This window comes from Streptomyces sp. NPDC001927, assembly GCF_053594455.1.
Genome location: NZ_JBSFEN010000016.1, coordinates 21,645 through 36,540, shown reverse-complemented (window position 1 = coordinate 36,540; position 14,896 = coordinate 21,645). Strand labels below are relative to the sequence as shown.

The following is a 14,896-nucleotide window of genomic DNA, read 5'->3' as shown; positions in this document are numbered from 1 at the left end:
ACGCGGGCAGAATGCCTCTCGGCATCCCGCTACGCGAGGAGGACGACCCGTGACCGCGCTGTTCCCGGCCCTGAGGGCCCGTTCGGACCGGCCCGCACTGCGCTTCGGCGCCGATTCGCTCACGTACGAGGAACTGGACCGCGCGGCAAGTGCCTTGGCGGCGCGGATCGAGGGCGCGGGGCGGGTCGCCGTCTGGGCGACGCCGACCGCACCGACGGCGGTCGCCGTGGTGGCCGCGCTGCTGGCCGGCGTACCGGCGATCCCGCTCAACCCGCGCACGGGCGAGCGGGAGTTGGCGCACATCCTCGGCGACAGCACCCCGGGGCTCGTCCTCGCGGGCGCGGGCGACGTGCTCCCGGCGGGGCTCGCGGAGCTGCCCCGGATCGACGTCGACGTACGCGGGCAGGGACCGGCGGTCGGGGAACCCGACCTGCCCGAGGAGTCCCCCGCCCTGATCGTCTACACCTCCGGCACCACGGGGCCGCCCAAGGGTGTCGTCCTCTCCCACCGGGCGATCGCCGCCTCGCTGGACGCCCTCGAGGAGGCCTGGGCCTGGACGGCGGACGACGTGCTCGTGCACGCGCTGCCGCTCTTCCACGTGCACGGACTGATACTGGGCGTCCTCGGCCCGCTGCGGCGCGGCGGTTCGGTGCGCCACCTCGGGACGTTCTCCGTCGAGGGCGTGGCCCGGGAGCTGGGCGCGGGCGGCGGCACGATGCTGTTCGGCGTACCGACGATGTACCACCGGCTCGCGGACGCCCTCGACGGCGATCCGGCGCTGGTCCGGGCGCTGTCGGAGGCGCGGCTGCTGGTCTCGGGCTCGGCGGCGCTGCCGGTCCACGACCACGAGCGGATCTCGGCGGCGACGGGCCGGACGGTGGTCGAGCGGTACGGCATGACCGAGACGCTGATGAACACGGCCGTCCCCGTGGGCACCCCGCCGCGCCCCGGGTCCGTGGGGCTGCCGCTGCGGGGCGTGGGGCTGCGGCTCGTGGAGGAGGACGGCACGGAGATCGCGGCGTACGACGGGGAGAGCGTCGGCGAGATCCAGGTGAAGGGCCCGAACCTGTTCAGCGCGTATCTGAACCGGCCGGACGCGACCGCCGCCGCCTTCGACGGGGAGTGGTTCCGCACCGGGGACATGGCGGTCCGTGAACCCGACGGGTACGTACGGATCGTGGGCCGCAAGGCGACGGACCTGATCAAGAGCGGCGGGTACAAGATCGGCGCGGGCGAGATAGAGAACGCCCTCCTGGACCACCCGGCGGTGCGGGAGGCGGCCGTGACCGGGGAGCCGGACGCCGATCTCGGGGAGCGGATCGTGGCCTGGGTGGTGGCCGCGGACGCGGAGAAGCCGCCGACGGCCGAGGAGCTCGCGGACCATGTCGCCGGTCTCCTCGCCCCGCACAAGCGCCCCCGCACCGTGCACTTCCTCGGCGCGCTGCCCCGCAACGACATGGGCAAGCTCCTGAAGAAGGCGCTGCCGGCCGCCCTCGCGGAGTCCGGCCGTGACTGAGCGGCCCACGGCCCGCGAGGTCGTCGCGCTGGTGACGGACGACTTCGCGCCGCTGCCCGCCCCGGCACCGGAAGGGCCGGCGGACGGGCCGGCGCGCCCGGACGGGCCGATCGGCTGGGCCGGGTACGACGCGGCACGCGCGCGTGCGGCGTCGAGGACCGGCGAGGAGGAGTCCGTCCTGTACGGCAGGGCGACGGTCGGCGGGCGGCCGGTGGTCCTGGTCGCCTTCGAGTTCGGCTTCCTCGGCGGCTCGCTCGGGCGGGCGGCCGGTGACCGGCTCGTCGCCGCGTACGACACCGCCGTCGCCGACCGGGTCCCGCTGGTGTCGCTCGTGGCGACGGGCGGCAGCCGGATGCAGGAGGGCATGATCGCCCTGACTCAGCTCCAGCGGGTGGCCGAGGCGACGGTACGGCTCCGGGGCGCGGGCGTCCCCCATGTCACGGTCCTGCGCGACCCGTCGACCGGCGGCGGCTGGGCGACGGTCGGCGCGGGCGCGGACGTGGTCCTCGCCCTCCGCTCGGCCCAGGTGGCCTTCGCGGGCTCCCGGGTCCGGCCGCCGGACGCCGACCCGGCCGCGTACACGGCGGAGGGGCAGTACGCGCACGGGCACGTGGACGCGCTCGTCGACCCGGCGGCCCTGCGGGCGACGCTCGGCCGGTGGCTGCGGCTCCTGACGGGCACCGGCGAGCGGCCGCCCGTGGCCGCTCCCCCGCCCCGCGCCCTCACCGAGGCCGCCCCGCCCGGCACCGGGTGGGAGGCCGTCGTCCGGGCCAGGGCCGCCGGGCGGCCCCGCGCCGGGGCCTATCTGGACGCCTACTTCAGCGTCCGGGAGGCCGTGTGGGGCGACCGGGCCGGTGGCGTGGACGCCGGTGTGGAGTGCGGTTTCGGCCTGCACGAGGGCCGGACGGTCGCCTACGCGGCGCAGGGCGGGACCGCGACCCGCCCGGCCGGTTTCCGGACGGCCGCCCGGCTGATCCGGCTCGCGGACCGGCTCGGGATCCCGGTCCTCACCCTGATCGACACCCCGGGCGCCGCCAACGACGCGGAGGCGGAGCGGGCCGGGGCGGGCCCGGCGATCGCGGAGGCGTTCACCGCCGTCGCCGAGGCACGGGTCCCGGTGACCTCGCTCCTCGTCGGCGAGGGCGGTTCGGGCGGAGCCCTGGCGCTGGCCGCGCGCGGCAACACCTGGACCACGCCCGACGGTTACTTCTCCGTCATCGCGCCCGAACTCGCCTCGGCCATCCTCAAGCGCTCCCCCGACCAGGCCCCGCTCACCGCCGACCAACTCCGGCTGCGGCCGCAGGACCTGGTGGAGCTCGGCGTGGTGCGCGGGATCGTGGAGAAGTAAGAACAGGCTGCCCTACCGGCTCTACCGACGTGTCGCGCGCGGGACCGTGACGCGCAGCGAGTAGAGCCGGGTGATCTGCTGCGCGAGGTCGTTGTCGTCGCTGACCAGCAGCAGCCGGAGCCGTCCGCCGCCCTCGTACCGCTGCACGGCCATCCCCTCGATGTTGTCGATCAGGGGGTGGTTCTGCGGCAGGTTCGAGGGCGCGCCGAGCGTCGGGCAGGTGTCGAGGTCGGCGAGGAGCGTCTTGCGGAGGATGCCGTCGCCCGCCGTCAGGTTCGTGACCCCGGAGACGTCGCGGGCGCCGCGCGGATCGGTGACGTACAGCCGGACCGTGATGCGGAACTGCGGGGTGAAGCCGCGTTCCAGGACCAGGAGCCGGCCGTCGCCGACGGGGGCGAGTTCGACCAGGCCGTGACCGGGGTCGACGGGGTAGCCGTACTGCGCGCCGAGGGCGTACGCGCCGTGCCGGCCGCGCTGCCAGGTCTGGAGCCGCTGGAGGGTCCGTCCGGCGGAGTCCGTGCCGTCGCCGGCGATCGGGCCCTCCATGCCGGCGACGAGCGTCCGCCCACCGGGCTGGACGGTGAGCGACTCGAAGGTCTGGTTCTGCCGGGCGCGTCCGGCGGGGGCGACCTTGAGCGCGTCGGGGACGGGCAGGGAGCCGAGGATCTCGCCGCGCGGCCCGTGGCGGCGGACGGCGGGCTCGGTCTCGTCGGTGACGAGGTAGGTGCCGTGCTTCTCGGCGACGATCCCCTCGGAGTCGAGTGGGGCGCCGGTCGGGCCCGCGAGCGGGACGACGCCGGTGGCGGCGGGCTGCCGTCCGGTCAGGTCGAGCCGGAACAGCGAGGAGCGGTCGGAGACGGCGACGGCCTGCCCGTTCCCGGTGACGGCGAGCGCGGAGAGCCCGCCGACGTTGCGGCCGTCGACCGTGGTCTTGTTCAGGGCGTCCGAGTACCCGGCGACCGAGACGTTCGGCCCGCACGACCGGTCCTCGGTGGCCGCCCCGACCGGCGTGGCCAGGCCCAGCGTCACGGCGACGGCCACTCCCAGCACGGTCCAACTGCGCACGATCTCCCCCTCGTTCGAACCATCAGAGACGAATGACTAATAGTCATATGGCGAAACGAAAGAGATGTGAAGGAGGCGGCAACGTCGAATGACGAGTGCCCGGCACGGCAGGGAAGCCGTGCCGGGCACCATGTCCCGCATTCCGGACGGAGGGACTACTTCATGGCTGCTTCTCGGCTACTTCACGCCGAGCGCGCGGATGATCTCCTGCTTCACCGCGCCGCCCCGGTCGTCTGACGCGCCCGCCCGGAGCGAGACGTACGCGGCGCCGCGCGGCACCCGCAGCTCGCCCGTCCAGGCCGTGCCGTGCCAGGACTTCTTGAGCGTGACCTTCTGCCAGGTCTTGCCGTCGTCGTACGAGACGTCCAGCGTGCCGCCGCCGATCCGGCCGGTGCCGGTCGCGCCGACGACGTACTCCGCCGAGATCCCGACGTCCACCCGGCCGCCGCCCCTGACATCGCCCTTGAGGTCGGTGTCGACGTCGAAGCCGAGGTTGATCAGCGGGAGGAAGGTCTCACGGTCGGTGGGGGTCTCCTTGGAGCGGAAGGTCCACTCGGCGTGGCCCTTGGTCGAGAGCCGCCAGCGCGCCGGGTCGAGCGTGGTGTCGGTGACGACCTTGTAGGTCGCCTCCTCCGCCGGGGAGTCCCAGGCGTAGGCGCCGGAGCTCATCCTGCGGTCGACCCGGGTCCCGTTGACGTACACCTCGGTGAACTGGGTCATCGAGTCGTCGCTCCACACGTTGCCGAAGCCGGTGTGGTCGGGGCCCGAGTCGCCCCAGCCGGGGGTGTTGAACTGCAGGTTGTTGCCGACCCGCTGCTGGCCCCAGCCGAGCCCGGTGCCGAGCCAGGGGTGCCAGACCGGCTTGAACCACTCGCGGTGCGTGGTGCTGTCGCCCCGGTACGCGAGGATCCCGCCGCGCTGTTCGAGCGAGTCCTCCAGGTCGACCGACTCGTGCCAGCCCTGGCCGCGCCCGGTGGAGACGTACTCGGTCCGCTCGGCCGGGAAGGCGATGTGCTCCTTGAAGCCGAAGCCGATCGGGAACGTGTCGGTGATCGAGTAGCGGAACTCGCCGCCGAGCTCCTTGCGGCCCGTGGGCATGTGGAACGTGGAACGTACGGTGGCGAGTTCGTCCTCGTCGGGCCGGAAGACCAGGTCGGACGGGATCGCGCCGGGGTGCCCCTCGGAGAGGTCGTAGACGTACGGCGTGAAGCGCGTGCCGGTCAGGTCGACCGTCCTCTTCCGCGCGGCGGTCTCCGCGAGCCGGGCCCCGTCGGCCGCGTTGACGGTCGCGACGGCCAGCGGCCGGGTCTCGAACTCGGCCGTGCCGAACCAGGTGTTGAGGCGGCCGGGGGCGTTGTCCGTGACGAAGAGGAGGGCGACGCCCGCGTCCTGGGCGATCTGCGCGATCTCGACGGGAGTCAGCGCTCCGGCGCGGACCAGGACGGCCTTGCCCTTCACGTCCTTGCCGGCGTACTCGGCGGCCGTGCCGGTGCCGACGTCGACGAGCCCGAGGCGCTTGGTGCCCTCCAGCATGGTCGTGCCGGGCTGGACGGTGGCGCCGGAGAGCCGGTCGCCGCCCGCGCTCGCCTCCAGGAGCGGCTTGCCCAGGCGCCAGACGGTCCGGTACTCGAAGGTGCCGGTGGCGGGCTTGCGGGTGGGCGCGGCGAAGATCGAGTCGTACTTCACCGGGAGCTGGACGGCGCCGCCGTAGGAGGCCCCGTTCGCGTCCCGGTCGAACTCCATCAGGAGCTGACGGGTCTCGGTCCGCTGCTCGACCTCGGCGCGGATCTCCTTGAGCTGCCGTCCGTCGAGAGTGATCTCGCGGTCGCGGTCGAGGACGATCTCGGGGTCGGTGAGGAAGCCGAGGCCGAGCGAGTCCTTGCCCTTGGAGCCGCGGACGTCGAGGAAGGAGGAGACGGTGTACGTGCCCGGCTTCAGGCGCAGTTCGAGCGTGCCGGACTCGCCGACGGCCGCCGGGAACGGGTCGTGGCCGGGGGCGAGCCGCTTGACGCCCAGGTTGGCCGAGGTCGGGGCGCCGTCACGGTCCTTGACGTGGACGGTGAGGTTGTAGCGCTCCTCCTCCTTCACCAGGCCGAGCGCGGTGTGCGCGACGGGGACGCCGGCGGCGGAGGCGACGACCCGGCCGGAGGCGTTGCCGACCGGGGCCTTGGCGCCGTCGCCGGTGACCGTGGTCTGCGCGGTGCCGTGGGCGGGAACGGTGAGCGTGGTGTCGGCGAGGGTCGCGACGCCCGTGGGCATGCCCTCGACGGCCAGGTTCAACTCGACGGCCGCGTCGGAGTGGTTGGTGTACGTGACCGTCTTGGTGACCGGCTTGTTCGCCTCGTACGGCCAGGAGAAGAAGCCCAGGTCGGCGGAGCCGGTGGCGGTGACGTTCGCGGTGATCGCGGCGGCCACGTCGACCCGTCCGGCGCCGAGCGCGTACGCGGAGTCGGTGAGCGTCTTCGACGAGGACATCAGGGCGTTCTTGAGCTGCGCGCCGGTCCAGTCGGGGTGCTGCTCGGCGAGGAGCGCGGCGACACCGGCGACATGCGGGGTCGCCATCGACGTACCGCTCATCGAGGTGTACAGGCCCGTGCCGGAGACCAGTTGGGAGCGGGCGGCGAGGATGGAGACGCCGGGCGCGGACAGGTCCGGCTTGAGGGCCTGGTCGCCGAAGCGCGGTCCCTGGCTGGTGAAGTACGCGGGCTGGTCGGCGGAGTCGACGGCGCCGATGGTCAGCGCCGAGTCCGCGGCGCCGGGCGAGCCGATGGAGCCGGGGGCGCCGCTGTTGCCCGCGGCGATGACGAAGAGCGCGCCGGTCTCGGCCGAGAGGGTGTTGACGGCCAGGGCCATCGGGTCGGTGCCGTCGCTGGGCTCGCGCGAACCGAGGCTCATCGAGACGATCTTGGCGTCGATGTCCTTGGCGGCCCACTCCATGCCGGCGATGATCTCGGAGTCGCTGCCGAAGCCCTCGTCGCTGAGGACCTTGCCGACGGCGAGGGTCGCGCCGGGCGCGACGCCCTTCTCGGCGTTGCCCTCGGAACCGGCGCCGCTGCCGCCGACGGTGGAGGCGACGTGCGTGCCGTGGCCGTTGCGGTCGGCGACCTCCTCGCCCGCGATGAACGACTTCGACTCGCCCACCCGGTCCTTGAGGTCGGGGTGGCCGAGGTCGGCGCCGGTGTCGAGGACGGCGACCTTCACGCCCTTGCCGGTGAGCCCGGCCTCCCATGCCTTCGGGGTGCCGATCTGCGCGTTGGACTCGGCCATGGCGGCCTCGACCCGGCCGTCCAGCCACACCTTGCCGCCCGCCGAGCGGGTCGCGGGCGAGGTGAAGGAGCGCCAGAACGCGGCCGGGTCGGTCGCCTCCACCGCCGCGCCGCCGATGCTGGGCAGCGCGCGGACGGTCTCGGTGCCGCGCGGCGCGGCGGCGCGGGCGCCCTTGCCGTGGGTGACGATCAGCGGCAGTTCGTCGGTGATGCCCTGCTCGATGAGGCCGCTGACGTCGAAGAGCCGCTCGTCCAGGGCGCCCGAGTCCAGGTAGGGGCGGGCCTCGTCGGGGACGACGGTGACGCGGCCGTCGGTTATCTCGCTGCGTACGGCTCCGGTGGCGCCGGCCGCCCGGTCGACGGTGACGGTCTTCTTCCCGCCGCCGAGTTCGGTGACGGTGACCCGGTCGCCGGTGACGAGCGTGACGGTGGCGCTCTGCGCGGCGGCGTTCTTGAACGTGTCGGGTACGGCGGGGGCACCGGCTCCTCCGGCGGCGGCGGTCTGCCCCGCGGTGAGCAGCACCAGGGAGATGCCGGCGGCGAGCAGCCCGGCCCTTCCTCCTGCGGAAGGTCTGATCATCGACGCACTCCTCGGCACCCGGGGGAAGGGGTGGCTCCGGGTGCCGCGAGGAGTCTGTTCCGGTGGACGGCCGTTGAACACGGCGTGGACTGGCGGCTATGTGCCGTGGCGGCCAACCGCCACTTCAGGCAGTCGGATTGAGGGCGTCGTATCGGCGGAAACCGCGCCCGTACAGGGCAAGCACCCCGATCGCGACCACACAGGCGATACCGCCCCCGGTGATGGCGACGGCCGGGGAGGTCAGATCGGCGACCGAACCGGCGAGGAAGTCGCCGAGCCGGGGCCCGCCCGCGACGACCACGATGAAGACGCCCTGGAGCCGGCCGCGCATCTCGTCCGGGGCCGCGACCTGCATCATCGTGTTGCGGAAGATCATGGAGACGGTGTCGGAGTACCCGGCGAGCGCCAGCAGGAGCAGCCCGAGCCAGAGGTTCCGGGTGAGCCCGAAGACGGCGATGGCGGTGCCCCAGCAGGCGACGGCGAGCAGGATCGCCTGCCCGTGGTGCCGGATGCGCCCCTGCCAGCCGCTGAGGACCCCGCCGAGGAGCGCCCCGGCGGCGGGCGCGGCGGCGAGAAGGCCGGTGGTGGAGGCGTCGCCGTCGTACCAGAGGACGGCGACGACGGGGAACAGGGCGCGGGGGTGGGCGAGGATCATCGCGCAGAAGTCGGAGAAGAACGTCATGCGCAGATTGGGCCGGGTGGCGAGGAAGCGCAGCCCGTCGAGGACGGAGGCACGCTTGGTGCCGGTCCGCTCGGGGAGCATGGACGGCAGCCGCCACATCGCGTAGAGCGCGGCGGAGAAGGCGATGGCGTCGATGAGGTACGCGGTCTGGAAGCCGCCGACGCAGACGAGGAGACCGCCGAGGCTCGGCCCGACGAGCGTGCCGAAGGTCATCGTCATCGAGTTGAGCGCGTTGGCGGCGCGCAGCTGCTCGGCGGGGAGCAGGCGCGGGATCATCGAGGTCCTGGCGGGCGAGTTGAGCGCCGCGCAGACCGACTGCAGGGCCACGATCGCGTACAGGAACCAGACGTGGTGGAAGCCGGCGAAGGCGGCCGTGGCGAGGGCGGCGGAGAGCACGGCGGAGCCGGTGGCGCTGGCGAGGCCGAGCTTGCGGCGGTCGACGGTGTCGGCGATCGCGCCGCCGTACAGACCGAAGACGACCAGCGGCACGAGCGAGAAGAGCCCGACGAGGCCGACGGAGAACGGCGAGCGGGTGATCTCGTACACCTGGAGCGAGACCGCGAGCGCGGTCATGCCCTGGCCGACCCAGGAGACGGTGTTGCCGAACCAGAGGCGGCGGTAGTGCGCGGAGGTACGGAGCGGGGTGAGGTCGGCGAAGACCCGGCGGCGGTCGGCCTGTTCGGCCTTCTGCTCGGTCTCCTGGGGCTCCTGGTCCTCCGGGGCCTTCTCGGTGGCGCTCACGCGACGTCGTACCGGAGCTCGGGGCGGGCCCAGTGGATCCGCCCGGCGGGCTCGACGGTGCCGGTGCGGCGGGCGCCGGTACGGAGGTAGAACTCCTCGGCGGGCGGATGCGCGACGACCCGTATGGACCCGAGCCCGGCGGCCCTGGCCTGCTCCCGCATGTGGTCCATGAGCAGCCGCCCGACGCCCTGCCCCTGCGCCGCGTCGGCGACGAAGGCGAGGTCGAGCTCGGCCTCGTCCAGGAGGAGGGCGTAGAACCCGAGGACCCTGTCCTGCGCGTCGACGGCGACGAAGACCGGGTGGTGCTCGATGTAGGTCCCTCCGACGGTGTAGCCGTCGACCATGCCGGCGTAGTCGCCGCGGTAGGCGGCGGACTTCCGCACGAGCTGGGTGAGACGACGCGCGTCGTCGGCGGTGGCCCGCCGGATGGTGAGGGACATGGAGCGAGTATAGGGGCGGGGGTGGGATCAGGCCCTTACAGTCCGCATGGTGGCCCTTCTGCGTCCCTGCCCCCGCCCCCGGGGTCACTCGCCGAAGGGCCGGTTCGGGGGAGGCGGCGGGTTGCCCGCCCGGCCCGGGTTGATGGCGTCCAGGTCGACGGCCATGGTGATGGAGCCCCGGATCGGCTCGGTCGCGTCGGCGCGGTTCCACTCCACCGCGAGCAGGCCGTCGGCGGGCGTGTCACCGGAGTAGAACGGGTCCTTGGCGTTGGTGGTGCGCGGCAGGTCGTTCTGCGTGTACGGCCGTACCTGGGCGACCGCGGCGGTGAGGTCCTCGGGGAAGTAGATCTGCCCGGTGTGGACGGTGACGCCGTCGGCGTACGCCTGGTTCAGGAAGACGCCCTTGGTGTGCACCTTGACGTGGATGTGCACGGTCCGGCCGGTGTACCAGCCGGGGAAGACGGTCCGGAACCGCACCCAGCCGTCGCGGTCGGTCATCTGGAACCCGCGCAGGAACGTGGTCCTGCTGTCCGGGGGCAGCTTCGGGATCGGGCCCTCGAACTCGATCTCACCGTTGTTCATCGCCTCCGAGGTCTCCTCGTACCCGGAGTAGATGCCGAGCGCGTCGCACTGCCAGATGTCGACGGCGGCCTCGCGCACCGGCTTGCCGTCCTTGACGTTCAGGACCCGGATGCGCACCTCCAGCGGGCTGCCGCGCCTGCCTTCGGTGATGTCGACGCGGTGCTTGTCGTAGTCGAGGTAGTACGGACCCTCGGTGGCCTCCTTGCGCAGCGGCATGACGTTCGGCGCGGAGGGCGAACCGGACGGTGAGGCGGGGGCGGCGGAGGTCCCTTCCGTGGTGGCGGCGGCCAAGTAGGCACCGCTCAACCCGACGGCGGTGACCCCCGCGCCACCGAGGACGAGGAGCGAACGACGGCTCATCTTGGGCTTGGGTTCTGTCATGGCGGCAGGCTAGGTCGGGATCCGGGGAGAACCCGGGGAACGGGCCGGGAGAGGCCGGTTCACGCCGATGACGTGCACGTTCGTGAACCCGGCCTGCACCTTCGGCCGCCGAAATGGGGGCCTACAAGGCCGGCTCCCCCAAGGCCCCGCGCGCCTCGCGCACGGCCGCCTCCGGGGCGAGACCGGCACCCCGGGCGAGGGCCACCTCGAAGGCCTCCCGCCCAACGGCCCCCAGGGCCACCGCGCTCACCCGGTCCACGTCCGCCCGCTCCGCCGCCGGCAACGGCGCCCCCGTGGACGCCCGCAGCGCGCCCGCCGCGCCGAGGAGGAGGCCCGCCCCCTCGCCCCGCCCGGCCAGGGCCACCGCGCCCGCGAGGCCCTCCAACGCCAGCGCCACCGCCCGCGGATCCCCGGTCGTCACGGCCGTCGCGTACCCCTCCTCGTGGAGCGCGAGCGCCCCCGCGCCGTCGCCCCGCAGCTCCGCCACGAAGCCGAGCTCCGCGAGGATCAGCGCGTTGGCGCCGTCCAGCCCGACGAGCCGGTGCCAGTCGAGGACCTCCCGCAGGTGGACCTCGGCCTCCGCGAGCAGGCCCTCGCGGCGCGCGCCGAGTCCGAGGCCGAGGACCGCGTTGATCTCGCCCGCGCGGAAGCCGACCTCGATCGCCTTCTCCCGCCCCTCCCGGTGGTACGCGCGGGCCTGCGCAAGGTCCCCCGTGAGCAGCGCGGTCCGGCCGAGCCCCGACAGCAGGTCGGGCACCTCGGTCGTGATCCCGAAGCTCCTGGCGGTCTCCAGGCCGGCCCGCTTGAGCCGCGCGGCCTGCTCGTACGCGCCGCGCACCTCGGCGACCGTGGCCAGCGGGTAGACGGACCAGAGCCCTCCGCACGCGTCGCCGAGCCGCCCGAACAGCTCGGCCGCCGAGGCCGCGTCCACCTCCGCGCCGGCCAGGTCGCCCCTGAGGAGCCGCTGCACGGACCGGTCCGCCTGCGCGGCGGCCTCGCCCCAACGGTCGCCGGTGGCGCGGAAGCCGTCGAGCGCCTCCGCGGTGAGCGCCTCGCCCGCGCCCTGGTCGCCGGTCCCGCACAGCGCGTGGGCCAGGAACCAGCGCGGCCACGGGGCGGGGGCTCCGGGGCCCGTCACGGCGTCGTACTCCGTGAGCGCGGTCTCGATCCGGCGCCTGCGGTCCGTGCCGTTGCCGCCCATGACCGTGAGGCCGGTCCGCCAGACCTCGACCCGGGCCCGGAGCAGCGCGTCGCCTCCGGCCGTCCCCAGGGCGGCCGTCGCCGAGCGGATCGCCTCGCCGAGTCGCCCGCGCAGGACCCAGTACCAGGCCAGCGCGTCCACGAGGGAGAGCGCCTCCCCCGCCGCGCCCCGCTCGACCGCCCTGTCCAGGGCGGCGCGCAGGTTGGCGCTCTCGGCGTCGAGGCGCGCGAGCCACTCCCGCTGCCCGTGCCCGCGCAGTTCGGGTTCGGCGGTGCGGGCGAGGCGCGTGTAGTGGGCGAGGTGCCGTTCCCGTACGGCGTCGGTCTCACCGGCCTCCGCCATCCGCTCCAGGCAGTACGCCGCCACGGATTCGAGGAGCCGGTAGCGCGGGCCGTCCTTGCCGTCGACGGCGACGACGAGGGAGCGGTCGACGAGCCGTGCGAGCAGGTCGAGGACGTCCTCGGCCTCGATCTCCTCGCCCCGGCAGACCTCCTCGGCCGCGTCCAGGGTGCAGCCCTCGGCGTGGACGGCGAGCCGCCGCAGGACGGTCCGTTCGGGCTCGGGCAGCAGCTCCCAGCTCCAGTCGATGACCGCGCGCAGGGTCTGCTGGCGGGCGGGCGCGCCCCGCTGCCCGGCGCTGAGCAGCCGGAACCGGTCGTCGAGCCGTTCGAGCAGCCGGTGGACGCCGAGGGCGCGGACCCGGGTGGCCGCGAGTTCCAGGGCGAGCGGGATGCCGTCGAGGCGGCGGCAGACGGCCTCCACGGCGGCCCGGCCGTCGGCGTCGAGGACGAGGCCGGGGGCGGTGGCCAGCGCGCGGGCGGTGAACAGCTCGACGGCGCTGTCGGGGGTGAGCGGCGGGACCGCCCAGAGGGTCTCGCCCGCGAGGGCCAGGGGTTCCTGGCTGGTCGTCAGGACGACGAGCCCGGGCGCGGTGCGCAGCAGCAGTTCGGTCAGCTCGGCGGCCTCGTCGATCACGTGCTCGCAGTTGTCGAGGACGAGCAGGAGCCGCTTGCCGCGCAGGACGCCCGCGAGGCGCGGGGCGCCACCGCTCGGGCCTTCGGGCTTGGGCCCCCAGCCGTCGTCGCGCAGTTCGAGGGCCGCGGCCACGACTTCGGCCAGCTCGCCGCGGGTACCGGCGAGTTCGACGAGCCAGGCGCCGTCGGGGAAGCGCCCGCGCGCCTGCCGCGCCGCCGCCACCGCGAGCCGGGTCTTCCCGACCCCACCGGGCCCGGTGAGCGTGACGAGCCGCCGCGCGCCGAGCAGCTCGTCGACCTCACCGACGGCCGCCTCCCGACCTACGAGGCCGATGAGCGGCACGGGCAGGTTCCCGCGCGCTTCGGGCGGCGCGACCGGGGGCCCGGGGCGGGCCTCGGAGCGGTCCCCCGGCACGGCGCCGGGCGCGGGCACGGTCGCGGCGCCCGACCTCGGCGCCTCCAGCTCCGGGGCCTGCTGGAGCATCGCCCGCTGGAGGGCGGCCAGTTCGGGGCTCGGGTCCAGGCCCAGGTCCTCGGCGAGGCGGGTGCGGAGGGACTCGTAGCCCGCCAGGGCCTCGCCCTGCCGGCCCGAGCGGTAGAGGGCGCGCAGGTGGGCGGCGCGGAGCCGTTCCCGTAGCGGATGCAGCGCGACCAGTTCGGCCAACTCGCCGACAAGCAGCGCGTGTTCACCGGCCTCCAGGCGGGCCTCCGCCGCCTCCTCGCGTACGACGAGCCGCTCCTCCTCCAGCCGGGTCACGGCGGCCCGGGCGAAGGGTTCGTCCGCGAAGTCCGCGAACGCGGGTCCGCGCCACAGCTCCAGCGCCTCGGCGAAGAGCGCGGCCCGCCGCGCGGGCTCGGCCTCGGCACGCGCGCGTGCGGCCAGGGCGCCGAACAGGTCCGCGTCCAACGCACCCTCGGGCAGCACCAGTTGATAGCCCGGCGCGCGGGAGACGACGAGCTCGCGGCCGCCGGGCTCGGCCTCCTCCAGGACGCGGCGGAGCTGGGAGACCTTGGCCTGGAGCGCGCGCACCGGGTTGCCGGGCGGCTCCTCGCCCCACAGGTCGTCCACGAGCCGGTGCGTGGCCACGGGCCGCCCCGGGTCGACGAGCAACGAGGCCAGCAGCGCCCGCACCTTCAGCTCCGGAACCCGGACGACCCGCCCGTCCTCGGTCCGCACGGCCGTCTCCCCCAGCACCCCGAATCGCATACGGCCACCGTAACCGCCCCCTGACCTGGCCCGAACAGCGTCCGAACCGGACCCGAGCCGAACCCGAACCGCCGCCCCGCAGAGTCGTCCCCGTCACCGACCGACACCCACTCCCGAGGAGCACCCCATGTCCACCACCTCCACCACCTCCCGCACCTCCCTCACCGGCAGGACCGCCCTCGTCACCGGCGGCAGCCGGGGCATCGGGCGGGCGATCGCGCTCCGGCTCGCCGCCGACGGTGCCCGCGTCGGGGTCCACTACGCGAGCAACGAGGCCGCCGCGAAGGAGACCGTCGCCGCGATCGAGGGGGCCGGCGGCTCCGCCTTCGCCCTGCGCACCGAACTCGGCGTCCCCGGCGACGCCGAGGCCCTCTGGACGGCCTTCGACGCGCACGCCGACGGCGTCGACATCCTGGTCAACAACGCCGGGATCGCCGGCCCCGGCACCATCGACGAGGTCGAGGAGGCCGACTACGACCGGGTGTTCGCGGTCAACGCCAAGGCGCCCTTCTTCATCGTCAAGCACGGCCTCGGCCGGCTCCGCGACGGCGGCCGGATCATCAACATCTCCTCCGGCGTCACCAAGGTCGCCTTCCCCGGCATGACCTCGTACGCCGCCTCCAAGGGCGCCGTCGAGGTGCTGACCCTGACCCTCGCCCAGACCCTCGGCTCCCGCGGCATCACCGTCAACGCGGTCTCCCCCGGCACGATCGAGACCGACATCCACCCCTGGATGGCCGACCCCGCCGCCAAGGCGCACGCCGCCGGGTTCTCGGTCTTCGGCCGGGTCGGGCAGCCGGGTGACGTGGCCGATGTCGTCGGGTTCCTCGCCTCCGACGACGCCCGCTGGGTGACCGGCCAGAACATCGACGCGAGCGGCGGCTCCGGCCTCGGCCTCTGACCCACCCCACCC

General features: G+C 74.4%; 9 protein-coding genes. 3 read left to right on the top strand and 6 right to left on the bottom strand.

From position 1 onward, the window contains the following. The first annotated feature begins 49 nt into the window (after positions 1–49). Both ACWCO8_RS34830 and ACWCO8_RS34825 read left to right on the top strand, forming a co-directional pair. A complete protein-coding gene (locus tag ACWCO8_RS34830) occupies positions 50–1,516 on the top strand; it encodes an acyl-CoA synthetase (protein WP_451035560.1) in 1,467 nt (488 codons plus the stop codon). Further along, complete coding sequence (locus tag ACWCO8_RS34825) at positions 1,509–2,864, top strand: carboxyl transferase domain-containing protein (RefSeq protein ID WP_451035559.1); 1,356 nt, start codon at positions 1,509–1,511, stop codon at positions 2,862–2,864. Before ACWCO8_RS34830 ends, ACWCO8_RS34825 begins: the two co-directional genes overlap by 8 nt. Before the next feature lie 21 nt (positions 2,865–2,885). On the opposite strand, the gene ACWCO8_RS34820 is transcribed toward ACWCO8_RS34825, so the two are convergent. The 6 genes from ACWCO8_RS34820 to ACWCO8_RS34795 all read right to left on the bottom strand — a co-directional run bounded on the left by ACWCO8_RS34820 (position 2,886) and on the right by ACWCO8_RS34795 (position 13,983). Next, on the bottom strand, positions 2,886–3,929 hold the full coding sequence (locus ACWCO8_RS34820; RefSeq protein WP_451035558.1) for an esterase-like activity of phytase family protein: 1,044 nt from the start codon (positions 3,927–3,929) through the stop codon (positions 2,886–2,888). 177 nt (positions 3,930–4,106) lie between these two features. Further along, positions 4,107–7,775: a S8 family serine peptidase gene (locus ACWCO8_RS34815; protein ID WP_451035557.1), complete on the bottom strand. Its 3,669-nt coding sequence runs from the start codon at positions 7,773–7,775 to the stop codon at positions 4,107–4,109. Positions 7,776–7,899: 124 nt separating this feature from the next. Further along, a complete protein-coding gene (locus ACWCO8_RS34810) occupies positions 7,900–9,198 on the bottom strand; it encodes an MFS transporter (RefSeq protein ID WP_451035556.1) in 1,299 nt (432 codons plus the stop codon). Continuing rightward, the gene (locus ACWCO8_RS34805; RefSeq protein WP_451035555.1) at positions 9,195–9,638 is read right to left on the bottom strand and encodes an N-acetyltransferase family protein; all 444 of its coding nucleotides are present in this window, start codon (positions 9,636–9,638) and stop codon (positions 9,195–9,197) included. Before ACWCO8_RS34805 ends, ACWCO8_RS34810 begins: the two co-directional genes overlap by 4 nt. An 84-nt stretch (positions 9,639–9,722) precedes the next feature. Continuing rightward, on the bottom strand, positions 9,723–10,601 hold the full coding sequence (locus ACWCO8_RS34800; RefSeq protein ID WP_451035554.1) for an intradiol ring-cleavage dioxygenase: 879 nt from the start codon (positions 10,599–10,601) through the stop codon (positions 9,723–9,725). Between the two features lie 121 nt (positions 10,602–10,722). Continuing rightward, a complete protein-coding gene (locus ACWCO8_RS34795) occupies positions 10,723–13,983 on the bottom strand; it encodes an AfsR/SARP family transcriptional regulator (protein WP_451035553.1) in 3,261 nt (1,086 codons plus the stop codon). A gap of 127 nt (positions 13,984–14,110) precedes the next feature. Here ACWCO8_RS34795 and ACWCO8_RS34790 point away from each other — a divergent pair, with 127 nt between their 5' ends. Continuing rightward, a complete protein-coding gene (locus ACWCO8_RS34790; RefSeq protein WP_451035552.1) occupies positions 14,111–14,884 on the top strand; it encodes an SDR family oxidoreductase in 774 nt (257 codons plus the stop codon). The last annotated feature ends 12 nt before the right edge of the window (positions 14,885–14,896 follow it).